Origin of the sequence: Enterobacter cloacae complex sp. 277I4 (assembly GCF_050031465.1) — a bacterium.
Lineage (GTDB): Bacteria > Pseudomonadota > Gammaproteobacteria > Enterobacterales > Enterobacteriaceae > Enterobacter > Enterobacter cloacae.
The window spans coordinates 534383-558228 of record NZ_JBLGWC010000001.1 but is presented as its reverse complement, the minus strand read 5'-3'; the positions used below and the strand labels follow the sequence as shown (position 1 = coordinate 558228).

Annotated in this window: 18 protein-coding genes; 13 read left to right on the top strand and 5 right to left on the bottom strand. The window is 57.9% G+C overall.

Annotation, left to right across the window (positions count from 1 at the left end; genetic code table 11):
* Positions 1-191: 191 nt before the first annotated feature.
* From yagF to ACQG19_RS02650, 3 genes are all read right to left on the bottom strand, one after another.
* The gene (gene yagF, locus ACQG19_RS02660; RefSeq protein WP_062934823.1) at positions 192-2159 is read right to left on the bottom strand and encodes a xylonate dehydratase YagF; all 1968 of its coding nucleotides are present in this window, start codon (positions 2157-2159) and stop codon (positions 192-194) included.
* A gap of 14 nt (positions 2160-2173) precedes the next feature.
* Positions 2174-3082: a 2-keto-3-deoxygluconate aldolase gene (gene yagE, locus ACQG19_RS02655; protein WP_038418567.1), complete on the bottom strand. Its 909-nt coding sequence runs from the start codon at positions 3080-3082 to the stop codon at positions 2174-2176.
* Between the two features lie 239 nt (positions 3083-3321).
* Entirely contained in the window at positions 3322-3774 is a 453-nt protein-coding gene (locus ACQG19_RS02650; RefSeq protein WP_045902578.1) for a YhcH/YjgK/YiaL family protein, read from the bottom strand.
* 672 nt (positions 3775-4446) lie between these two features.
* Here ACQG19_RS02650 and arcA point away from each other — a divergent pair.
* The 10 genes from arcA to gbpA all read left to right on the top strand — a co-directional run bounded on the left by arcA (position 4447) and on the right by gbpA (position 13383).
* Positions 4447-5667: an arginine deiminase gene (gene arcA / locus ACQG19_RS02645; RefSeq protein ID WP_013095371.1), complete on the top strand. Its 1221-nt coding sequence runs from the start codon at positions 4447-4449 to the stop codon at positions 5665-5667.
* A 9-nt stretch (positions 5668-5676) separates the two neighbouring features.
* A complete protein-coding gene (locus ACQG19_RS02640; protein WP_013095370.1) occupies positions 5677-6588 on the top strand; it encodes a carbamate kinase in 912 nt (303 codons plus the stop codon).
* Positions 6589-6680: 92 nt separating this feature from the next.
* Entirely contained in the window at positions 6681-7685 is a 1005-nt protein-coding gene (argF, locus tag ACQG19_RS02635; RefSeq protein WP_219248991.1) for an ornithine carbamoyltransferase, read from the top strand.
* Positions 7686-7731: 46 nt separating this feature from the next.
* Positions 7732-9135, top strand: a complete 1404-nt coding sequence (locus ACQG19_RS02630; protein WP_029883481.1) for a YfcC family protein — start codon at positions 7732-7734, stop codon at positions 9133-9135.
* A gap of 75 nt (positions 9136-9210) precedes the next feature.
* Complete coding sequence (locus ACQG19_RS02625; RefSeq protein WP_013095367.1) at positions 9211-9690, top strand: arginine repressor; 480 nt, start codon at positions 9211-9213, stop codon at positions 9688-9690.
* Between the two features lie 100 nt (positions 9691-9790).
* Positions 9791-9895: a pyrBI operon leader peptide gene (locus tag ACQG19_RS02620; RefSeq protein WP_022646880.1), complete on the top strand. Its 105-nt coding sequence runs from the start codon at positions 9791-9793 to the stop codon at positions 9893-9895.
* A 34-nt stretch (positions 9896-9929) separates the two neighbouring features.
* Entirely contained in the window at positions 9930-10862 is a 933-nt protein-coding gene (pyrB, locus tag ACQG19_RS02615) for an aspartate carbamoyltransferase (RefSeq protein ID WP_014830458.1), read from the top strand.
* A gap of 12 nt (positions 10863-10874) precedes the next feature.
* A complete protein-coding gene (pyrI, locus tag ACQG19_RS02610) occupies positions 10875-11336 on the top strand; it encodes an aspartate carbamoyltransferase regulatory subunit (protein WP_013095364.1) in 462 nt (153 codons plus the stop codon).
* Between the two features lie 74 nt (positions 11337-11410).
* Positions 11411-11797, top strand: a complete 387-nt coding sequence (ridA, locus tag ACQG19_RS02605) for a 2-iminobutanoate/2-iminopropanoate deaminase (RefSeq protein WP_006810315.1) — start codon at positions 11411-11413, stop codon at positions 11795-11797.
* Between the two features lie 131 nt (positions 11798-11928).
* Complete coding sequence (gene gbpA, locus ACQG19_RS02600) at positions 11929-13383, top strand: N-acetylglucosamine-binding protein GbpA (RefSeq protein ID WP_038418565.1); 1455 nt, start codon at positions 11929-11931, stop codon at positions 13381-13383.
* 90 nt (positions 13384-13473) lie between these two features.
* Here gbpA and ACQG19_RS02595 read toward each other — a convergent pair whose 3' ends face one another.
* Positions 13474-15858, bottom strand: a complete 2385-nt coding sequence (locus tag ACQG19_RS02595) for a beta-N-acetylhexosaminidase (RefSeq protein ID WP_246932097.1) — start codon at positions 15856-15858, stop codon at positions 13474-13476.
* A gap of 328 nt (positions 15859-16186) precedes the next feature.
* Positions 16187-18895: a magnesium-translocating P-type ATPase gene (gene mgtA / locus ACQG19_RS02590; RefSeq protein ID WP_094085424.1), complete on the bottom strand. Its 2709-nt coding sequence runs from the start codon at positions 18893-18895 to the stop codon at positions 16187-16189.
* Positions 18896-19286: 391 nt separating this feature from the next.
* Between mgtA and treR the strand changes: the two genes are divergently transcribed.
* The 3 genes from treR (at position 19287) to treC (ending at position 23475) form a co-directional block, all read left to right on the top strand.
* Positions 19287-20234, top strand: coding sequence for a trehalose operon repressor TreR (gene treR / locus ACQG19_RS02585; protein ID WP_020688716.1), 948 nt, complete (start codon positions 19287-19289; stop codon positions 20232-20234).
* Positions 20235-20361: 127 nt separating this feature from the next.
* Positions 20362-21780: a PTS trehalose transporter subunit IIBC gene (gene treB, locus ACQG19_RS02580; RefSeq protein ID WP_038420863.1), complete on the top strand. Its 1419-nt coding sequence runs from the start codon at positions 20362-20364 to the stop codon at positions 21778-21780.
* 51 nt (positions 21781-21831) lie between these two features.
* The gene (gene treC / locus ACQG19_RS02575; protein ID WP_246932098.1) at positions 21832-23475 is read left to right on the top strand and encodes an alpha,alpha-phosphotrehalase; all 1644 of its coding nucleotides are present in this window, start codon (positions 21832-21834) and stop codon (positions 23473-23475) included.
* Positions 23476-23846 lie beyond the last annotated feature (371 nt).

Below are 23846 nucleotides of genomic sequence, written 5' to 3'. Positions count from 1 at the left end.
AACATCGTGTTAATGGAGTGTAATGAGCTGTTCAATTAACCAGCAATGGTCATATCTTATTTCCGAATTACGATATTTTGCTTTTGTGACGCCACCGATATATCGCAACGCATTGTTTAGATTGATAAATTTAAGATACGCGAAAACCGTCCACGGGATATTTCCCGTAGACAGTATCGCTCAGAAAATAATTAAAGTCCGAGTGCTTTTTTACCGGCGTTAATTACCTCGATAATTTTATCGGTGTCATAAATACAGCCTTTCCAGGTGCCGCCGCTCACCGACTGCAATGCCGCCCACAGGCGGGTATCATCCGGCAAAAAGTCGTGAGGGTGCAGGTCCTGGTGCGTCTGTCTTACTGCCAGCTCGCGCGCGCCCTCTTCCGGCGTCAGCGGGTTTTCTGCGGTGCCGATAAAGTTGACGCTGCCCGTCAGGGTCAGGCGATCCACGGCAATCTCAATGATGTCGTTGTCGCGCAGCTTTCCAATCGGCCCGCCTGCCAGCGCTTCCGGCGACACGTGGCCGAAGCAGGCGCCCGTCGACACGCCAGAGAAGCGCGCATCGGTGATTAACGACACCGTCTTGCCCCATGAGATATGCTTCAGCGCAGAGGTGAGCTGGTAGGTCTCTTCCATGCCGGTACCGGACGGCCCACCGCCGATCACCACCATGATATCGCCCTGTTTAATCTCTTCCTGCTTGATGGCTTTAATCGCCTGTGCTTCCGAGACAAACACCCTTGCCCGGCCCGTATGACGGTAAACGCCATCATCACCCACCACCGACGGGTCAATGGCCGTGGCCTTGATCACCGAGCCTTCCGGCGCGATGTTGCCCGTCGGGAAGCAGACCGTCGAGGTCAGCCCTCTCGCTTTTGCCTTCTCCGGCGGGAGGATCACGTCATCCGGATCCACGCCGTCCTGCTCGCGCAGGCACTGGCGGAAGCGTTTACGGCGCTCGGACGCCTGCCACCAGTCGAGGTTCTCGCCCACCGTCTGGCCGGTGACGGTCATGGCATCCAGGTGCAGCAGGCCGAGATCGCGCAGGTGGAGCATCACCTCCGGCACGCCACCCGCGAGGAAGGCGCGCACGGTTGGGTGATAGTCCGGGCCGTTGGGCAGCACGCTGACCAGGCGCGGCACCCTGCGGTTGACGCGTGTCCAGTGTTCTACGTCCGGGATCGTGCAGCCCGCCGCGTGGGCGATGGCCGGGATGTGCAGCAGTAAATTGGTGGAGCCGCCGAACGCCGCGTGGATCACCATGGCGTTTTCGATGGCTTTATCGGTGAGGATATCGCGCGTGGTGATGCCGCGGTTATCCAGCTCGCTCACCGCCCGCGCCGACTGGCGGGCAATTTCCAGCCACACCGCCTGCCCGGACGGCGCCAGCGCGGAGTGCGGCAGCGCCAGACCCAGCGCTTCGGCCACCACCTGCGAGGTGCCCGCCGTGCCGAGGAACTGACATCCGCCGCCCGGCGACGCGCAGGCGCGACAGCCCAGCTCGGCGGCCTCCTGCAATGACAGTTCGTGGTTAGCAAAGCGCGCGCCGATGGTCTGCACCTTGCCCGCGTCTTCCCCCACGGTCGGCGGCAGCGTCGCCCCGCCCGGCACCAGAACGGTCGGCAGATTGTGCATCGAGGCCAGCGCAATCATGGTGGCAGGCAGCCCTTTATCGCAGGTCGCCACGCCAATGACCGCCCGGCGCGTCGGCAGGGAGCGAATCAGACGACGAAACACAATCGCCGCATCGTTGCGGTACGGCAGGGAGTCGAACATCCCGTGTGTGCCCTGCGAGCGCCCGTCGCACGGATCGCTGACGAAGGCCGCAAACGGGATCCCGCCGTTGCGGGTGATCTCCTTCGCCGCGGCCTGCATCTGCATGCCGATCTCCCAGTGCCCGGTGTGGTAGCCCAGCGCAACCGGCCGTCCGTCACCGGCGCGGATGCCGCCCTGGGTGCCAATAATCAGCACCTCTTTGCCGGTCAGCTTGTTGGCGTCCCAGCCCATCCCGGCGTTCTGGGTCATGCCGAACAGGTTGCCGCTGGGGGATTCCATCAGCATCTGCGGAGTCAGCGGCAGCGCGCCCTGCGGCCCCGCCGCATGGGTGATGACGGCATAAAACGCATCATCCTGCGGGGTGTAAATTTTCTCGATGGTCATGGTTATCGTCCGGCTCAGCAGAGCTTGAGCTGTTGCAGCAGGGTTTTCAGCTGCGCCTTACGCGGCTCGTCCAGCGCAGAGGCGGGCGGCAGCACGTGGGTAGAAATCGGGCGGCCGCAGAGCACAATCGCCTCTTTAATGACGTTCACAAACGGCGTATCCAGCTGATACATCTGCGGTATTTGCAGTAAGGTCTGATGATACTCAGCCGCTTTCGCCACGTCTTTATCCCGCCAGGCTTTCAGAAGATTCACCGACACCTGCGGAGCAAAGTTGCCGCTGGCCGAGATCGCCCCATCGCCGCCGAGCAGCAGGGTATTAAACAGATGATCGTCGTAGCCGCACAGCACGGTGAAGTGCGGATGGGCGGTTTTGACGGTGTGGATCATGCTGCGCAGATGGGCCACGGAGTCGATGGTGTCTTTAATGCCGACGATGTTGCTGCGCGAGTCGGCCAGGGTTTTCACCAGCGCCGGCGTCAGATCCTGCCCGGTCAGCGCCGGGAAGTTATAGAGGATCACCGGCAGCGTGACGCTGTCGGCCACCTGCTCGAAATAGCGGATCAGGTTCGCTTCAGACACCTTCCAGTAGTAGGGGTTGATCACCACGATACCGTCCGCCCCCGCCTGCTGGGCATGCTGGCTCAGTTCAATGGTTTCCCGGGCGTTGGTGCCGCCGGTGCCGATCAGCACCGGCACACGACGATCGACGTGATCGATAGCAAAGCGGGCAATGGTTTTACGCTCTTCGGCGCTGAGCTGGGAGAACTCACCGCCGCTGCCCAGGAAGAACAGGCCGTCAACGCCTGCCGCGATCAGATCGTCTATCAGCGCGGCGGTGCCCTGCTTATCAAGCTGGCCATCGGCGGTAAAAATGGTGGAGACAGGGGGAATGATTCCCGTGAACAACGCGGACTGCGGCATGAGATCTCCTTGCTGAATCATTTTGTTCTATATTATAGAACAGCGTTCATTAATTTAACGATCATACTATGACGCAGAAAAAGCGCAGGTAAATGAGAAGGGAAGAGGGAGTGCGGGAAATTTAAGCTGGATCACATTATGCGTGGGTGCGGTCTGGTGCCCTCACCCTAACCCTCTCCCACAGGGAGAGGGAACTTTTACACCCTCTCCCCTTGGGAGAGGGCCGGGGTGAGGGAAAATTACCCCACCAACATCTTAACAACCACTTTCCTGACCTTAGCAGGCGCCCCCACCGCGCACAGCGGCTTATGCACTTCACCCGGCCAGAACACCACGAAATCCCCTTCGCTCAGCACCACGGTTTTCTCCTGCTCGCCTTCCGGCAGGAACGCGATGTCTTTATCCGCCAGCCAGTCGGTGTCCGGCGTGCCGTGTGGCAACGTACTGAACGTCATCCCTTCCTGCCCTTTGAGCACAATCTGAATGTCCAGATAGCGCGCATGGTACTCCGCGCGGCGCTCGGCAAACGGCTGGGTCATGTCTTCGGAGACCAGATAAAACAGGTTGCTGCCGTTGATGTCGTGTTTGCCCGGCGGGGTGGCGTCGGTGACGTGGGCTTTAACGTGCTCGATGGCCAGACGCAGGGGTTCCGGTAGCCAGGCTTGCAGATGGTGGATGTTGCCGATAATCATAATTAAACCCTCATAATAAAACACTGTTTCATTTTCATCTTTTATACGAGAATTCAAACTGCCATACCAGCCCTTTTTCGCGGAGAGTTGCGCGAACGCATGTTTATCGGGAAAGGTGTTAATCTGCTGTTAATCCCTCACAGGCATTTATGCAGTTGTTATGCATAACCTCAGCGCGTCGTGACGATGCCGTGACGCTAACTCACTGATTGTACTGCCTTCATCATAAAACTCGCGCCAGCTTCACACTTTATCATTTTGAGTATTTGCTATTAAATTCCATAATTATTTATTGATTTTTCTTAAGTCAAAAATAGTTAATTGGCTATTCTGCATAGCCATTCTGCACAGGAAATAAAATCATTTAAAATCAATGTGATAACCAAATATGTCAAAACATGAAATTCTACAAAATAATAACAACCTCAAATAATGCCAACGGATCCTGCTTAGCTATTCACCGGCTAATAATATCAAATTAATCATTATCTGATGCGAATCATGCAAATGAAAACAAACCACCCAATACCTAATTTCACGTGAGCAACGTCACAATACGGTTTATTTAAGCGCCTACTATTGACCACGAAATCAATTGAGCTTAGCCGCCATATCATTACACGAATATGGCGCATGCCCTTTTTATTCTGAAAAACAGTTAAAGGAATAATTATGGAAAAGCATTATGTCGGTTCTGAAATTGGTCAATTGCGTAGCGTGATGCTGCACCGCCCTAATTTAAGTCTTAAACGCTTAACGCCATCAAACTGTCAGGAGCTGTTATTTGATGATGTGCTCTCGGTTGAGCGGGCGGGTGAGGAGCATGACATTTTCGCAAACACGCTGCGCGAGCAGGGTGTGGAAGTCCTGCTGTTGACCGACCTTCTCACTCAAACGCTTGATATTGCAGAGGCGAAAGCCTGGCTGCTGGAGACGCAAATCTCTGACTACCGTCTCGGCCCAACCTTTGCCAGCGACGTGCGCGGCTGGCTGGCAGATATGCCGCACCGGGAACTGGCGCGCAGACTGAGCGGCGGATTAACCTACGGTGAAATTCCGGCGGCGATTAAAAATATGGTGGTGGATACCCACACGGCGAATGATTTTATTATGAAGCCGCTGCCAAACCATTTATTTACCCGCGATACCTCGTGCTGGATTTATAACGGCGTCTCCATTAACCCGATGGCCAAACCGGCCCGCCAGCGTGAAACCAATAACCTGCGAGCCATATATCGCTGGCACCCGGCATTCGCCGATGGCGAATTTATTAAGTATTTCGGCGACGAGAATATTAATTATGACCACGCCACCCTGGAGGGCGGCGACGTATTAGTGATTGGCCGCGGCGCAGTATTAATTGGCATGTCTGAACGCACCACCCCGCAGGGCGTGGAGTTCCTCGCTAATAGCCTGTTTAAACATCGCCAGGCCGAGCGTGTGATTGCCGTTGAGCTGCCAAAACACCGCTCCTGCATGCACCTCGACACCGTCATGACCCACATCGACGTAGACACCTTCTCCGTCTACCCGGAAGTGGTGCGTAAAGACGCCCAGTGCTGGACGCTCACCCCGGACGGACGCGGCGGCCTGCTGCGCACCCAGGAAACCGACCTGCTGCACGCCATCGAGAAAGCGCTCGGTATTAATCAGGTACGCCTGATCACCACCGGCGGCGACGCCTTTGAAGCCGAGCGCGAGCAGTGGAACGACGCCAATAACGTGCTCACCATCCGCCCGGGCGTGGTGATCGGCTACGAGCGCAACGTCTGGACCAACGAGAAATACGACAAAGCGGGGATCACCGTGCTGCCTATCCCGGGCGACGAACTGGGACGCGGTCGCGGCGGCGCGCGCTGCATGAGCTGCCCACTGGAACGCGACGGAATTTAAGGAGCCACTATGGAACGAAAACCCACTCTGGTTGTGGCCCTGGGCGGCAACGCATTGCTCAAACGCGGCGAACCGCTAGAAGCCGAGATCCAGCGTAAAAATATCGACCTCGCGGCCCGTACCATCGCCGGGCTGACGGAGCAGTGGCGCGTGGTGCTGGTGCACGGCAACGGGCCGCAGGTCGGGCTGCTGGCGTTGCAGAACAGCGCCTACGACAAAGTCGCCCCCTACCCGCTGGACGTTCTCGGCGCCGAAAGCCAGGGGATGATCGGCTACATGCTCCAGCAGGCGCTGAAAAACAGCCTGCCCCAGCGCGAGGTGAGCGTCCTGCTCACCCAGGTGGAGGTGGACGCCGCCGACCCGGCCTTCAGCAACCCGACCAAGTACATCGGCCCGGTCTACAGCGAAGCCCAGGCAAAAACGCTACAGGCAGAGAAAGGCTGGGTGTTCAAGGCCGACGGCAGCTACTTCCGCCGCGTGGTGCCCTCTCCGCAGCCGAAACGCATCGTTGAGAGCGATGCCATCGCGGCGCTGATCCAGCGCGACCACCTGGTGATTTGCAACGGCGGTGGCGGCGTGCCGGTGGTGGAAAACGCCAATGGCTATCACGGCATTGAGGCGGTGATCGACAAAGACCTCTCCGCCGCCCTGCTGGCGCGCCAGATTGAGGCGGATGCCCTGCTGATCCTCACCGATGCCGACGCGGTGTACCTCGACTGGGGCAAACCAACCCAGCGTCCGCTGGCACAGGTGACGCCGGAACTGCTCAAGGGCATGGCGTTCGACGCCGGCTCGATGGGACCGAAAGTGGCCGCCTGCCGCGAGTTTGTTGAGGCCTGCAACGGGATTGCCGGGATCGGCGCGCTGGCTGACGGCGCGGAGATCCTCGCGGGCGAGAAAGGCACGTTGATTCGTAACTGAATAACTTCCCCCTCACCCGACTCTCCCTCTCCCCGTGGGAGAGGGCCGGGGTGAGGGCACCAGACAGCAAAATTTTAAAAAGGATTTCCCACATGACCATCAACCTGAAAAACCGCAACTTCCTCAAACTGCTGGACTATACCCCGGCGGAGATCCAGTACCTGATCGACCTCGCCATCGAACTGAAGGCCGCCAAAAAAGCCGGACGTGAGAAGCAAACCCTGGTCGGGAAAAACATCGCCCTGATTTTTGAGAAAACCTCTACCCGCACCCGCTGCGCCTTTGAAGTGGGCGCATTTGACCAGGGCGCGCAGGTCACCTACCTCGGCCCAAGCGGCTCACAGATTGGTCATAAAGAGTCGATGAAAGACACCGCCCGCGTGCTGGGCCGCATGTATGACGGCATCGAGTATCGCGGCTACGGCCAGGCCATCGTTGAAGAGCTGGGCGAGTACGCGGGCGTGCCGGTATGGAACGGCCTGACTGACGAGTTCCACCCCACTCAAATCCTCGCCGATCTGATGACCATGCTGGAGCACTCGCCGGGCAAAACCCTGCCGGAGCTGAGCTTTGCCTATCTGGGCGACGCGCGCAACAACATGGGCAACTCGCTGATGGTCGGTGCGTCCAGGATGGGAATGGATATCCGCCTGGTGGCACCAAAGTCCTTCTGGCCGGAAGCGGGGCTGGTTGAGCAGTGCCGCGCCATCGCAAAAGAAACGGGCGCACGCATCACCCTTACCGACGACGTAGAAGAAGGCGTGCAGGGGGCCGATTTCCTCTACACCGACGTGTGGGTCTCCATGGGAGAGCCGAAGGAAGCCTGGGCCGAGCGCGTCAGCCTGATGAAGCCGTATCAAATCAATGCGCAGGTGATGAAGGCCACCGGCAACCCGAACGTCAAGTTTATGCACTGCCTGCCGGCGTTCCACAACGAACACACCAAAGTGGGCCGCGAAATTGAGATGGCCTACGGCCTGAAAGGGCTGGAGGTGACGGAAGAGGTCTTTGAATCACCAAACTCTATTGTCTTCGACGAAGCAGAAAACCGTATGCACACCATAAAAGCCGTCATGGTGGCGACACTCGGCGACTAATCACCGCCCGGCGCGCCACGGGTGCGCCGGGGTTCAGGAGAACATCATGGGCAAGTTTAAGTTTCCCTCCGCTTACACCATTCTCTTTTTTCTGATTGCCGTCGTGGCCGTGCTGACGTGGATTATTCCGGCCGGACAGTACCATATGGCAATGAACGAGGCGCTCGGCAAGGACGTGCCGGTTGCCGGAACCTACGCGCACGTGGCGGCCCACCCGCAGGGGCTGGTTTCCGTACTGATGGCTCCCATTGCCGGGCTGTACGATCCGGAGTCCGGTCAGGCCGGGGCGATCGACGTAGCGCTGTTTATCCTGATCATCGGGGGATTTCTCGGGATCGTCACCAAAACCGGGGCGATCGACGCCGGGATCGAGCGCGTCACCACGCGATTACGCGGGCGTGAAGAGTGGATGATCCCGATCCTGATGGCGCTGTTCGCCGCAGGCGGCACCATCTACGGCATGGCCGAAGAGTCACTGCCGTTCTACACCCTGCTGGTGCCGGTAATGCTGGCCGCCCGTTTTGATCCGGTTGTTGCGGCCTCCACCGTGTTGCTCGGCGCGGGGATCGGCACGCTCGGCTCTACCATCAACCCCTTCGCCACGGTGATCGCCGCCAACGCCGCCGGGATCCCCTTCACCAACGGGATCGCCCTGCGCGTGGCGCTGCTGGTCATCGGCTGGATCATCTGCGTGGCGTGGGTAATGCGTTACGCCCGTAAGGTACGCCAGGATCCGTCTCTTTCCATCGTTGCAGACAAACAGGAAGAGAACCGCGCCCATTTCCTCGGTAACAAGGACGCACAGACGCTGGAATTTACCCCGGTACGCAAAATCATCCTGGTCATTTTCGCCCTCGCCTTCGCGGTGATGATTTACGGCGTGGCGGTGCTGGGCTGGTGGATGGCGGAGATCTCGGCGGTGTTTCTCGCCAGCGCCATTATCGTGGGGCTTATCGCCCGCATGAGCGAAGAGGAGCTGACCTCAACGTTTATCAACGGCGCACGAGATTTGCTGGGCGTCGCGCTGATTATCGGCATCGCCCGCGGTATCGTAGTCATCATGGATAAGGGCATGATTACCCACACCATTTTGCACAGCGCGGAAGGGCTGGTCAGCGGGTTATCCACGGTGGCGTTTATCAACGTGATGTACTGGCTGGAAGTGGTGCTGTCGTTTCTTGTGCCTTCTTCATCCGGCCTGGCCGTTCTGACGATGCCGATCATGGCACCGCTTGCCGATTTCGCTAACGTCAACCGCGACCTGGTAGTCACGGCTTACCAGTCAGCCTCCGGTATCGTTAACCTGGTGACGCCCACCTCCGCGGTGGTTATGGGCGGGCTGGCTATCGCCCGCGTGCCCTATGTGCGCTACCTGAAATGGGTGGCGCCGCTGCTGGGGATACTCACGGTGGTGATCATGGTGGCGTTAAGCCTGGGGGCAGTATTGTGATGTTTTGACGTTGTAGGCCCGGTAAGCGTAGCGCCACCGGGCGTTTTGTTTCAGCCACTTACATGGGAAATAGTTATGACGGAATATGGTGATTACTCTCCAAAAGAACAGCTACAGCTGACGGTCTGTCAGCGCCTGATCGCAGAAAAAAGCTATCTCTCCCAGGAAGAGATTCGCCGCGATTTGCAGGAGCGTGGTTTTGAGACCATCAGCCAGTCCACCGTTTCACGTCTACTCAAGTTGCTTGGTGTCATAAAAATTCGAAATGCCAAAGGGCTAAAGATTTATTCGTTGAATCCTCTTCTGCGCCCTGCCCCCGACGCCGCGCGTACCGTTTCCGAAATGGTGGTCAGCGTGGAGCATAATAGCGAATTTATCCTTATTCATACCGTGGCCGGATATGGCCGCGCGGTGGCGCGCATTCTGGATTATCACCAGTTACCGGAAATTTTAGGCGTGGTTGCCGGAAGCAGTATTGTCTGGGTCGCCCCCCGGGTGGTGAAGCGTACCGCGCTGGTGCATAAGCAAATTAATTATTTACTCAGAACGCATTAATATTCACAAAGAACCGTTTGCATTGAGTAAAGCGTGCATTAAATTGCTTGATCCGGACATCGGGGTGCGTATAATGCCCGACAATTTGCCGGGAGGAAGCATGGTCAAGCGTGTTCGACATAACGTCTTACCGCGTCTGAAATCAGACGCTGGCCTGCCGTTTTTCTTCCCGTTGCTAAACCTATTCCCAGAGCCCCTCATTTGAGGGGCTTTTTTTTGCCCGGCGTCAGGAGATAAACATGAATCCGCTTTATCAAAAACACATCATTTCCATAAACGACCTCAGCCGCGAAGAGCTGGAACTGGTTCTGGAAACCGCGGCAAAACTGAAGGCCAATCCGCAACCGGAGCTGCTGAAGCACAAGGTGATTGCGAGCTGCTTCTTTGAAGCCTCGACCCGCACGCGCCTCTCCTTTGAAACCTCCATGCACCGCCTGGGCGCGAGCGTGGTGGGCTTCTCAGACAGCAGTAACACGTCGCTGGGTAAAAAAGGCGAAACCCTGGCGGATACCATTTCAGTGATCAGCACCTACGTTGACGCGATTGTAATGCGTCACCCGCAGGAGGGCGCGGCCCGTCTGGCGACCGAGTTCTCCGGCGGTATTCCGGTGCTGAACGCCGGTGACGGTGCCAACCAGCATCCGACGCAAACCCTGCTGGATCTGTTCACCATTCAGGAGACCCAGGGCCGTCTGGAAAACCTGAACATCGCCATGGTAGGTGACCTGAAATATGGCCGCACGGTTCACTCCCTGACCCAGGCGCTGGCGAAATTCAACGGCAACCGCTTCTTCTTCATCGCCCCGGACGCGCTGGCGATGCCACAGTACATTCTCGACATGCTGGATGAAAAAGGCATTCCGTGGAGCCTGCACGCCAGCATCGAAGAGGTGATGGGCAACGTGGATATTCTGTATATGACCCGCGTGCAGAAAGAGCGTCTGGATCCGTCCGAGTACGCCAACGTGAAGGCGCAGTTTGTGCTGCGCGCCAGCGACCTCGAGGGCGCGCGCGACAACATGAAGGTGCTGCACCCGCTGCCGCGCATCGATGAGATCACCACAGACGTGGATAAAACGCCGCACGCCTGGTACTTCCAGCAGGCCGGAAACGGCATCTTCGCCCGCCAGGCGTTACTGGCACTGGTTCTGAATCGCGAATTGGCTCTGTAAGGGGAAACGACAATGACACACGATAACAAACTCCAGGTTGAAGCCATCAAACGTGGCACCGTGATTGACCACATCCCTGCGCAGGTCGGCTTTAAGCTGCTGACGCTGTTCAAACTGACCGAAACCGACCAGCGCATCACCATTGGCCTGAACCTGCCGTCAGGCGAAATGGGCCGCAAGGACCTGATCAAGATCGAGAATACTTTCCTGACCGACGAGCAGGTTAACCAGCTGTCGCTGTACGCGCCGGACGCCACCGTTAACCGCATCGACAATTACGACGTGGTGGGCAAATCACGCCCAAGCCTGCCGGAGCGGATTGAGAGCGTGCTGGTTTGCCCGAACAGCAACTGCATCAGCCACGCGGAGCCGGTCTCCTCCAGCTTCGCAGTGAAAAAACGCGCCGATGACATCGCACTCAAATGCAAATACTGCGAAAAAGAGTTTTCTCATTATGTGGTGCTGGCCAACTAATTGAGGTTGGTAAAGGATCCCGGCCTCCCTATAATGGCCGGGACTCTTAAATCAGCTGTTATTCTGGAGAAATCATGACCAAAGTACTCGCGACGGAAAATGCACCAGCGGCTATCGGCCCATACGTTCAGGGCGTTGATCTGGGTAGCATGATTATTACCTCTGGCCAGATCCCGGTGAACCCGAAGACCGGTGAAGTGCCAGCCGACGTAGCGGCGCAGGCGCGTCAGTCGCTGGAAAACGTGCAGGCGATCGTGGAATCCGCAGGCCTGAAAGTGGGCGACATCGTGAAAACCACCGTTTTCGTGAAAGATCTGAACGATTTCGCCACCGTTAACGCTACTTATGAAGCATTCTTTACTGAGCATAACGCCTCTTTCCCGGCGCGCTCCTGCGTGGAAGTGGCTCGTCTGCCAAAAGACGTGAAAATTGAAATCGAAGCGATTGCCGTACGTCGCTGATTGATAGCAGCAGAGAATGGGCGGCTTCGGCTGTCCATTTTTTTTGGTTATTTTTCCTCTCACCACAGCATGACCTTCCCCACCCGCCATTAATAACATCACCCTGCGTATTTATTATTAATGGACTAACAATGAAATTATCAAAGATTGCCCTTGCGATGGCGACCCTGACCGTTGCCTCATCCGCTTTAGCGCACGGATATATTGAGTCTCCTGCCAGCCGCGCTTATATGTGCAAGCTCGGTCAAAACATTGACTGTGGCTCCGTTCAGTATGAACCGCAGAGCGTGGAGAAAACCTCCGGCTTCCCGGGCGGTGCGATGCCGCCAGACGGCCAGCTTGCCAGCGCGGGGATTGCGAATTACTCCCAGCTGGATAAACAGAGCCTGAACGCGTGGACGAAAAGCCCCATGACCGCCGGCCCGCATGAGTTTGTCTGGTATCACACCGCGCCGCACAAAACCACCAACTGGCGTTACTACATCACCAAACAAAACTGGGATCCGAATAAACCCCTGACCCGCGATCAGTTTGAATTAACCCCGTTCTGTACCGTGAATGGAAATGGCCAGGCCCCCGCGATGCGCAAAGCCATGACCTGTAATGTACCCGCGCGAACGGGTTACCAGGTGATTTATGGCGTCTGGGAAATAGCGGATACCTCAAACAGTTTCTACCAGGCCATTGACGTTGATTTTGGTAACGGCGGCAATGTTACCCCGGATGACGGTGCCGGTATCGAATCAGAGTGGAGCAAGGTCCTCAGCGGCCAGATTGCGGGAAATAACCTGAACGTCGGCGATAAGGTCATTGCCCGCTTCTTCGATGCGCACGGTGAAGTGACGTCCCTGCGCACGGAAATAACGATCGCCACGGCCGCGCAGGGGGATGCCAACCAGTGGTCGTACGATCTGGCGCAGAAAATTAACACCGCGCACCAGGACATTCGCGTCGGCGTGAAGGATGAGGGCGGCGAGATTAGCCCGGTCCATGGCGCGAACAGCGTATTCGTCAAAGAGGGCAGCGCCCTGCAGTCCGTTGCGATTTCGTACGAAGAGCAGAAGGCAGAGGTCAATGAAACCATCGCCGTCAGCAATTTGCACTACAGCAAAATCGAGAACGGCAATGCGACCGTCACCTTCCATGTGAATACCCACGGTAACGTCGATTTCGAAGCCCACGTCATGAACCATCACGGGGCGGAAAAAGGGTACCTGAAGCAGGAGATGAATAACGTGAATCAGGACGTCACCCTGACGCTGACCGGCGTTGAGGCGGGTCACCACATGCTGAAGTACTACGCCACCAATAAAGACGGCACGCTGTTTGCGCAGGATGTGCTGAACCTGATGCTGGAAGAGGAAGCCGCGGCGGACAACAGCACCGGTCAGCATGATTACATCTTCCCGGATAACATCGCGTCGTACAAAGCAGGCACTGTGGTGCTGCAGCCAAAAGACGGTAAGACCTACCAGTGTAAGCCTTTCCCGTACAGCGGCTACTGCGTGCAGTGGAGCAAGTATGCGACCCAGTTTGAGCCGGGCACCGGTTCACACTGGAAAGAGGCGTGGGTGCTTAAGCACTGAGTCGTCTGATTCCCTCACCCCGGCCCTCTCCCAAAGGGAGAGGGTGTATTAATTCCCTCTCCCCCTGGGAGAGGGTTAGGGTGAGGGGGTCTACTGATTCCGCGTCGCGCGCAGCAGCGTCTCCAGCGGGTACACCGCCGCAATCACCACTTCGTCCTGAACCTTCGCCGCGTTATCCAGCTCGCTCTGAATTGAGGCGATCTCTTTATCGTCCAGCGTGCCCTGACGCGCCACCAGATCGGTGAGCCTCAGGCCAATCGAGGACAGCTTGTCCACCTCCTGAATCACCGGCTTGATCGCCTTCAGCTGATAGCTGTTTTCACTCAGTGCCAGCGCGTCGCTGGTATTGCTCTGCCAGCGGTTAAACACATGGCGCAGCGCGTCGGCACTTTCGGTATCCTCGGCGTCGCTCACCAGACGGTCGGCCCATTTGTTCATCTGGCGCACGGTGGCGCTTTCGGCATTCAGCGCATCCGCGAAGCGGTTAAGCGGCTCAAACTGATGGTAGTTTCCGGCCTGGAATTTGAGATGCTGACGGGTGTAATACTGCGCAGGCTCCACCGCCTGGGCGAGGATTTGCAGCGGCAGCGTATCGGCATTCCCGGCAAGGCGCGTGAACTGCACCTGCTGCTGGGTGTGCTGCTGCAGCCCGACCGAGACCGTCGACCAGCTGTCCATCGCCTGCAGGCGGGTGTACATGTTGTCGACATCGGTAACATCCTGCGCGGACCATAACCGCTCCGCCACCGCAAAGGTACGCGGCCACAGACGGATATCCAGCACCGGTGCCACCACGTTTTCCGCCCACAGCGCGGCTTCTCCGCCAAGCAGATTAACCTGATGCGCGATATCCGGCACCACCGGCGGAGTGCCTTTAGGGACCTCATCCAGACGCGTGCCGCTGATCAAGTAGCGGACATTCCCCACCAGGAAATAACCCGTGAGCTTATCGTTATCAACCGACACCACCGGGCGCGTTTCGCCCATCCAGGTATCAACGGTAAACGTCACCTGATTGTCATCGCGCCACGCAATGTTATCCACCGCGCGGCGGGACTTGCCGGCAAAATCAATAAATCCGCGCCAGCCGGACTCCCCTTTCACCAGCGTAAAGCTGCCTTCGACCGGCTTGCCTTTCAGACGCGGCATGGAGAAGGCCCAGCTCTGGGCGCTGTCGGTGTCGGCAATCACGTCCACGCCGTTTAAGGCCTGCGGCACGATCTCATTGCGGTAGTGGTAAGCGGTGGACTGCGGCTGATCGAGATAGAAGCCCGTCGAGAGGATCCCTTTGTAGCCGTTCTGCGCCACCAGTCCCAGCGCATCCTGCCCCTGCCAGGACTGGATCAGAATGCTTTTGGGCAGATCGGGATGGTAGATCTCATCCCAGCCCACCATCTGCCGGTGGTGTTTTTCAAGGATCGTTTCCAGCTTGCGGTTGAAATACGCCTGCAGCGCGTGGCTGTCCGCCAGCTTGTGGTCGCGCATAAACTGCTGAATGGCCGGATTCGCTTTCCACTGGCTGTCGTCCACCTCATCGCCACCGATATGAAGATAAGGATCGGGGAAGATCGCCGCCAGTTCGCTGACCATCGCGTCAGCAAACGCGTAAGTGGCCTCTTTGGTCGGATCCAGCACCGGCTTTAAGACTCCCCAGTGGCGCTCCATTTCGTACGGCCCCGGCGCGCTCATCAGCGCCGGGTAGGCCACGGCAATGGCCGAGGCGTGGCCCGGCATATCGATCTCCGGCACGACGCGGACACCGCGCTCGGCAGCATAGCGGACAATCTCGCGCATCTGCTCTGGCGTGTAGAACAGCCCGTCGCTGGCAAGGAGGGTCAGCTTAGGATAGCGCTTTGAGCTGAAGCGCCAGCCCTGATCGTCGGTTAAATGCCAGTGCAGCACGTTGAGTTTTGCCGCGGCCATACCGTCGATCTGGCGTTTGATATCCGCCAGCGGGATAAAGTGGCGCGCCGAGTCCAGCAGCAGCCCGCGCCACGGGAAGCGCGGGGAATCTTCAATGGTCACCCACGGTACAGAGGTGTTTTCCGCGCCGTTTTGCACCAGCTGGAGCAGCGTTTCCATGGCACGCAGCGCGCCGAAACGGGTATTGGCGGAGATATCCACCCCGTTGGCATCCACCGTCAGCCTGTAGCTTTCGTCGCTGTCCGGCAGCGGCTGCGGCTTCACTTTTTTGGCGATGGCAATGCGGATGGTCGGTTTTTCGGGTTTGTCGGCCTGCGGCTGCAGCGTCCAGCCGGTTTGCAGGGCAATGCGCTGGCGCAGGCGGTTAACGGCGTCACCGAGATCGTCTCCGCTGACGCTTACGGAGAGTTGATTATTGAGCACCAGCGCGCCCTGAGTGGTCGGGCGTTCAACCTTCGCAGGCCAGGGCATCAGGGGAAGATCGCCTGCCGGGGCGGCAAACGCTGACGCGCCGAGCAGCAGCCCGGCGGTTAAGAGGCTGTACCGTAACATGAATGTTCCTTATCTGACGGGCCAAATATCCCCGTCATACTTCAAGTTGCCTGTGCGTTGGCTGCACTCGTTCACCCCGGTCACTTACTTATGTAAGCTCCCGGGGATTCACTCCCTTGCCGCCTTCATGCAACTCGAATTATTTAGGGTATAAAGGCAAAACATTCTGTTAACATGCGCTCAATTTGTCGTCAAGCGAATGCGCCGACGGAGATCACAGGTTGTTGAATTTGAGAGAAAAGCTATTGCCCGGTGGCGCTGCGCTTACCGGGCCTACGTTTCGGGTAGTAGGCCGGGTAAGGCGAAGCCGCCACCCGGCTAACATAACTTACTGCCAACCATACCGACGCGCGTAAAACCCTTTCACCATCTGCGTCAGCACCATATAGCCCGCGAGGATCGCCACCAGCCACGGGAAGTAGCTCAGCGGTAAGGCCTGCAGCTGCAGGTAGCTGGCCAACGGTGAGAACGGCAGCGCGATGCCGAGCGCCATCACAATCCCCGTCATCACAATCAGCGGCCAGGCGGCTCGGCTCTGGATGAACGGAATACGACGTGTGCGGATCATATGCACAATCAGCGTTTGCGACAGCAGCCCCACCACGAACCAGCCGGACTGGAACAGGGTCTGATGTTCCGGTGTATTGGCGTGGAACACAAACCACATCAGGCAGAAGGTCAGGATGTCAAAGATGGAGCTGATCGGGCCAAAGAAGAGCATAAAGCGCCCGAGATCCGCCGGGTTCCAGCGCTGCGGCTTCTGGATCTGCTCGTCATCGACGTTATCAAACGGGATCGCCACCTGAGAGACATCGTACATCAGGTTCTGGATCAGCAGATGCAGCGGCAGCATCGGCAGGAACGGCAGAAACGCGCTCGCCACCAGCACGCTGAAGACGTTACCGAAGTTGGAGCTGGCGGTCATTTTGATGTATTTCAGCATGTTGGCAAAAGTCCTACGCCCTTCGATCACGCCCTCTTCCAGCACCATCAGGCTCTTTTCCAGCAGGATGATGTCTGCCGCTTCGCGGGCGATGTCCACCGCCCCGTCCACGGAGATGCCAATATCCGCCGCACGCAGCGCGGGCGCATCGTTGATACCATCGCCCATAAAGCCCACCACGTGCCCTTCGCGACGCAGCAGGGTGACGATACGCTCTTTGTGCATCGGCGTCAGGCGGGCAAACAGCGTGGTGTGCCGGGCAAGCTGAGCCAGCTCGTCGTCACTGAGGTGTTCGATATCGCTGCCTACCACCACGTCACCCGCGTCCAGCCCCACTTCGTGGCACACTTTGGCGGCCACCAGCTCGCTGTCGCCGGTAAGGATTTTCACGGTGATCCCACTGGCCTTCAGCGCTTTCAGCGCCGGAGCGGTGGTCTCTTTCGGCGGATCGAGGAATGCGATATAACCCTCGAGGATCAGATCGGATTCGTCGATACGCTGATAGTCCCCCTCGCGTGCAGGCAGGAATTTGCTCGCCACCGCCACCACCCGCAGCCCCTGACGGTTCAGGTTATCCGTGACGCGTTTGATGCGACGCAGCATGGTGTCGTCCAGCGGCACGATGTCGCCGTTGTAATGCACCTGGGTGGAAACATTGAGGATCTCCTGCAACGCGCCTTTGCAGATCAGCTGGTGCACATCCGGCTGCTCGCTGACCACCACCGACATCCGGCGGCGCTCAAAATCGAACGGGATCTCATCCACCTTCTGCCAGCGGCCAGAGAGTGAGCGGGCAGACTCTTCATCCACCCCTTCCAGCACCGCAACATCAAGCAGATTTTTCAGCCCGGTCTGGTAGTGGCTGTTCAGCCAGGCGCTGTGCAGCACGCGTTCGCTGGTTTTACCGGCGATATCGGTGTGGTTCTCCAGCACGATTTTATCCTGCGTCAGCGTGCCGGTTTTGTCGGTGCAGAGAATGTCCATCGCGCCAAAGTTCTGAATGGCGTCGAGGTGTTTGACGATTACCTTCTGTTTTGACAACTTCACCGCCCCGCGCGCCAGGGTGGAGGTGACAATCATCGGCAGCATTTCCGGCGTTAAGCCAACCGCCACGGAGAGCGCAAACAGCGCGGCTTCCCACCAGTCGCCTTTGGTGTAGCCGTTGATCAGCAGCACAATCGGCGTCATCACCATCATAAAGCGGATCAGCAGCATGCTGACGCGGCCAATCCCTTTCTGGAACGCGTTCGGCTCGCTCTCCTGCTCTGTCACACGTCCGGCAAGCTGGCCAAACCAGGTATTGCCGCCGGTGGCGGTGACAATCGCCTGCGCCGTGCCGCTGACCACCGTGGTGCCCATAAAGCACAGGGTGTCGCACTCAAGCGGGTTCATCTGCTGCGGATCGCGAGTTCGCGCCACCTTTTCCACCGGCAGGGACTCCCCGGTGAGCGAGGCCTGGGCCACGAACAGATCGCGCGCCTGGATGATGCGTAAATCCGCCGGGATCATATCCCCGGCGGCGAGCTTCACCAGATCGCCCGGCACCAGCTGGTCGATGGGCAGTTCGACCCAGGCGTTTTCACCCAGATCGTTAATGACTCGCGACACGGTCGCGGTGTTGCTGACCATCGCCTTCAGGGCATCCGCCGCTTTGGTGGAGCGCGCTTCCTGGATAAAGTTCAGCAGCGTGGAGATCCCCACCATCAGGGCGATAACGCCTGCGGCAAACAGATCTTCAGTGGCATAAGAGATAATGCCCAGCACCGTCAGTAGCAGGTTGAAGGGGTTGCGGTAGCAGATCCACAGATGCACCCACCACGGCGCCGGTTTTTGCGCCGGGATAAGGTTATCACCATGCACGGCCCGGATTTTTTGCACTTCAGCCGCATTCAGCCCTTCCGGGTGTCCGTTAAAGGCGCGCCAGACTTCGTTCTCATCCATCGCCGCCACGTTAAGGCAACGCTCGGTCAGGCTGGCGGGAATAGTGGCGCCGGAGAAATTTTTGCCGTTTGGCAGTGGATCGCGCTGAACCAGACGGTGTGGCAGGTGGCGGCTCAGCAGCGCCTGCAGCTGCCGGGTGATATTTTTAAACATAGTCATTCCCCCGCATCCGCCTGGGCGGACGCAGTCATTCCTGCAGGCGTGGCAAAGCCGTACCTGACAGGCACTTAAATTTTCAAGCAGGAACGTTCAGAACGTTGCTGCCTCACATCACCGGTGAGACAGCACAAGGCTGGCTTACCGGAAAGAAGGGGTTCTCCTGGTCAGGAGAGGTGTGGGATCGGGATCCATGTCGCCTCCGGTAAGTAAAAATAAGGGGTACGCCGCGCAGTATAAGGATTTAACCGTACCCTAAGCGGCGCGTCGGGCGGTATTATACCCACCCTCAAATAAACCGAACGTAAACCAGACTTTGCCCATAGCGAATTAGCGCTATAGCATTAGGCTCATTTGACACCGTTATCGTTGTTACAGGGAATACAGCATGCAAAACCGCCTTACGATTAAAGACATTGCGCGTTTAAGCGGCGTGGGGAAATCCACCGTGTCGCGCGTGCTGAACAACGAGAGCGGTGTCAGCGAACGCACGCGCGAGCGCGTCGAGGCGGTGATGAATCAGCACGGGTTTTCCCCTTCCCGTTCCGCACGCGCCATGCGCGGACAGAGCGATAAAGTGGTCGCCATTATTGTCTCGCGTCTGGATTCCCTCTCTGAAAACCTCGCCGTACAAACCATGCTGCCCGCCTTCTATGAGCAGGGTTACGATCCAATCATGATGGAGAGCCAGTTCTCGCCACAGCTGGTGGAAGAGCATCTGGGGATGCTGGCGCGACGCAACATCGACGGGGTGGTCCTGTTTGGCTTTACCGGCATTAAAGAGGAGATGCTCAAACCCTGGCAACCCTCGCTGGTCTTGCTGGCACGCGATGCCCACGGATTTGCGTCCGTCTGCTATGACGATGAAGGGGCGATTATTACCCTGATGCAGCGCCTGTACGAAAAAGGCCATCGTCATATCAGCTATCTTGGCGTACCGCACGCGGACGTCACCACCGGCAAACGCCGTCATGAAGCCTATCTGGCGTTTTGCAAAAAGCATAACCTCTCTGCCGTGGCTTCCCTGCCCGGGCTTGGCATGAAGCAGGGCTATGAACAGGTCGCCAGCGTGCTGACCCCGCAGACCACCGCTCTGGTGTGCGCGACCGACACCCTGGCGCTGGGTGCGAGCAAATATTTACAGGAACAGCGCATCGACGAGCTGCAGGTCGCCAGCGTAGGCAGTACCCCGCTGATGAAGTTCCTGCACCCGGAGATCATCACCGTCGATCCGGGCTACGCTGAGTCCGGCCGTCAGGCGGCCGCACAGCTGATTGAGCAGATCAACGGGCGCGCAGAACCCCGCCAAATCGTCATTCCCGTCCACCTTTCATAACCACCATAAATCGGTTTATTGTGATCTTCGCCCGATTTCGGGAACGTTCCCATTTTCGCCGTCCCGCTGAAGGAGTAGGCTTGCGCTCAGGTCATTACACCCCTCCCATCTGTCATGAGGTTTCATGATGAGTAAAGTCAAACAAGCAGATATCGATCAGCTGATCGTCCTGGTGGGCGGTCGCGAAAACATCGCGACGGTCAGCCATTGCATTACCCGCCTGCGCTTCGTGCTGAACGATCCGGCCAAAGCCAATCCGAAAGCGATTGAAGCGCTTTCGATGGTGAAAGGCTGCTTCACCAACGCCGGGCAGTTCCAGGTGGTTATTGGTACCGAAGTGGGCGATTACTATCAGGCTCTGCTCGCCACTACCGGGCACAACGCGGCAGATAAAGAGCAGGCCAAAAAGGCCGCGCGCCAGAATATGAAATGGCACGAGCAGCTTATCTCCCACTTCGCAGAGATCTTCTTCCCGCTGCTGCCGGCGCTGATCAGCGGGGGCTTAATTTTAGGCTTCCGTAACGTCATCGGTGATGTGCCGATGAGCGACGGCAAAACCCTGGCGCAGATGTACCCGGCGCTGAAAACCATTTACGACTTCCTGTGGCTGATTGGCGAAGCGATCTTCTTCTATCTGCCGGTGGGGATTTGCTGGTCCGCCGTGCGTAAAATGGGCGGTACCCCGATTCTGGGTATCGTACTCGGCGTAACGCTGGTTTCTCCGCAGTTAATGAACGCTTACTTACTTGGCCAGCAGGCGCCGGAAGTATGGAACTTTGGCCTGTTCACCATCGCCAAAGTGGGCTATCAGGCGCAGGTTATCCCGGCACTGTTGGCGGGTCTGGCGCTGGGCTTTATTGAGACGCGCCTGAAACGCATCGTGCCAGATTACCTCTATCTGGTGGTGGTGCCGGTCTGCTCGCTGATCCTGGCGGTGTTCCTGGCACACGCCTTTATCGGTCCGTTTGGCCGCATGATCGGCGACGGCGTGGCCTTTGCCGTCCGTCACCTGATGACCGGCAGCTTCGCGCCGATTGGTGCCGCGCTGTTCGGCTTCCTGTACGCCCCTCTGGTGATCACCGGCGTACACCAGACCACGCTGGCGATTGATATGCAGATGATCCAGAGCCTTGGCGGCACGCCGGTCTGGCCGATTATCGCGCTGTCTAACATCGCTCAGGCATCTGCCGTAACGGGCATTATTCTGGTCAGCCGTAAGCATAATGAGCGTGAAATTTCCGTTCCGGCCGCCATCTCCGCGTATCTCGGGGTCACCGAACCGGCGATGTACGGTATCAACCTGAAATACCGCTTCCCGATGCTCTGCGCCATGATCGGCTCTGGTCTGGCGGGTCTGGTGTGTGGTCTCAACGGCGTGATGGCGAACGGCATCGGCGTCGGTGGCCTGCCGGGTATTCTCTCCATTCAGCCCGCCTTCTGGCAGGTGTTTGCCCTGGCGATGGCCATCGCGATCATCGTCCCTATGGCGCTCACCACCGTGGTTTACCAGCGTAAGTTCCGTCAGGGCGCGCTGCAGATTGTTTAACTTCATCTTTCGGGGCGCAGTTGCGCCCCTTCGCATTTGCAGGAACGCATTATGAATACCCTTCCTCACTGGTGGCAGAACGGAGTCATCTATCAGATTTACCCAAAAAGTTTTCAGGACACGACCGGCAGCGGCACCGGCGATTTGCGCGGCGTGACGCAGCGGCTGGACTACCTGAAAACCCTCGGTATTGACGCCATCTGGCTGACGCCGTTTTACATCTCCCCGCAGGTGGATAACGGCTACGACGTGGCGAATTACACCGCCATCGACCCGGCGTACGGCACGCTGGATGACTTTGACGAGCTGGTCGCCCGGGCGCATGAACGCGGCATTCGCATCGTGCTGGATATGGTGTTTAACCACACGTCAACCCAGCACGCCTGGTTCCGTGAATCACTGAATAAAGCCAGCCCGTACCGCCAGTTTTATATCTGGCGCGACGGCACGCCGGAGCAGCTTCCCAACAACTGGCGCTCCAAATTCGGCGGCAACGCCTGGCGCTGGCACGCCGAGAGCGAGCAGTATTATCTGCACCTCTTCGCCCCGGAGCAGGCGGATCTCAACTGGGAGAATCCGGCCGTGCGCGCCGAACTGAAAAAGGTGTGCGAGTTCTGGGCCGATCGCGGCGTGGACGGCCTGCGTCTGGATGTGATTAACCTGATTTCGAAAGACCAGGCTTTCCCGAATGACGATATTGGCGACGGTCGCCGCTTCTACACCGATGGGCCGCGCATTCATGAATATCTCCAGGAGATGAGCCGCGACGTCTTTACGCCGCGTAATCTGATGACGGTGGGCGAGATGTCCTCCACCTCGCTGGAGAACTGCCAGCAGTATGCGTCTCTCGACGGGCGCGAGCTGTCGATGACCTTTAACTTCCATCATCTGAAGGTGGATTACCCCGGCGGCGAAAAATGGACGCTGGCAAAACCGGATTTCGTGGCGCTGAAAACCCTCTTCAACCACTGGCAGCAGGGGATGCATAACAAAGCGTGGAACGCGCTGTTCTGGTGTAACCACGATCAGCCGCGCATTGTGTCGCGCTTTGGCGATGAAGGCGAATACCGCGTACCGGCGGCGAAGATGCTGGGCATGGTGCTGCACGGGATGCAGGGCACGCCGTATATCTATCAGGGTGAAGAGCTTGGCATGACCAACCCGCACTTCAGCCGCATCACCGATTACCGCGACGTGGAAAGCCTGAACATGTTCGCCGAACTGCGGGCTAACGGCCGCGATCCGAACGAACTCCTGGCGATTCTGGCGAGTAAGTCGCGCGATAACGGGCGCACGCCGATGCAGTGGGATGCCTCGCACAATGCGGGTTTTACCGAAGGTGAGCCGTGGATTGGCGTCTGCGACAACTACGAGACGGTGAACGCCCGCGCGGCGCTGGACGATCCCGATTCGGTGTTTTATACCTACCAGTCGCTGATTCGCCTGCGCAAAACCCTGCCGGTGCTGACGTGGGGCGATTATCAGGATCTGCTGCCGGAACATCCGTTCCTGTGGTGTTATCGCCGCCAGTGGCAGGGGAAAACCCTGGTGGTGGTGGCTAACCTCAGCCATCAGTCTCATGAATGGGAATCTGATGTTCTCAGCGGTGAGTGGCAGGCCGTCATGAGTAATTACCCGGCCCCACATACCACCACGCTACGTCCGTTTGAAGCCGTCTGGTGGCTACAGGCGTAATCTCCCGCCGGGCGTAACAGCAGCGCCCGGCTTACTTTACTGTTTTTGTTGAATAATTAATCAGATTTTTCCTTTGCGGATTTACATTCGCTCCAGCGCCCGCCGTTTGTACTCTCGTCTTTTTACTTTGTTCTGAATCAAAAAAATCGCAAACATGTTTGATGCAAATCACTATATGTAGCACTTAAAATGCTGGCCAACCCAACATCTTGTATTTATCGTCTACTATTCCAACAACAACACGGCGACTCCGCTCTCCGGGATTGTGGATAACAAGGGTCGGGAACGCGGGAAGTCATTGGGCTGGCTGATAATCCACCCGGTGCATACTTCCCCACCTCTGTGGATAACCTGTTTTTAAAATGGAGTGA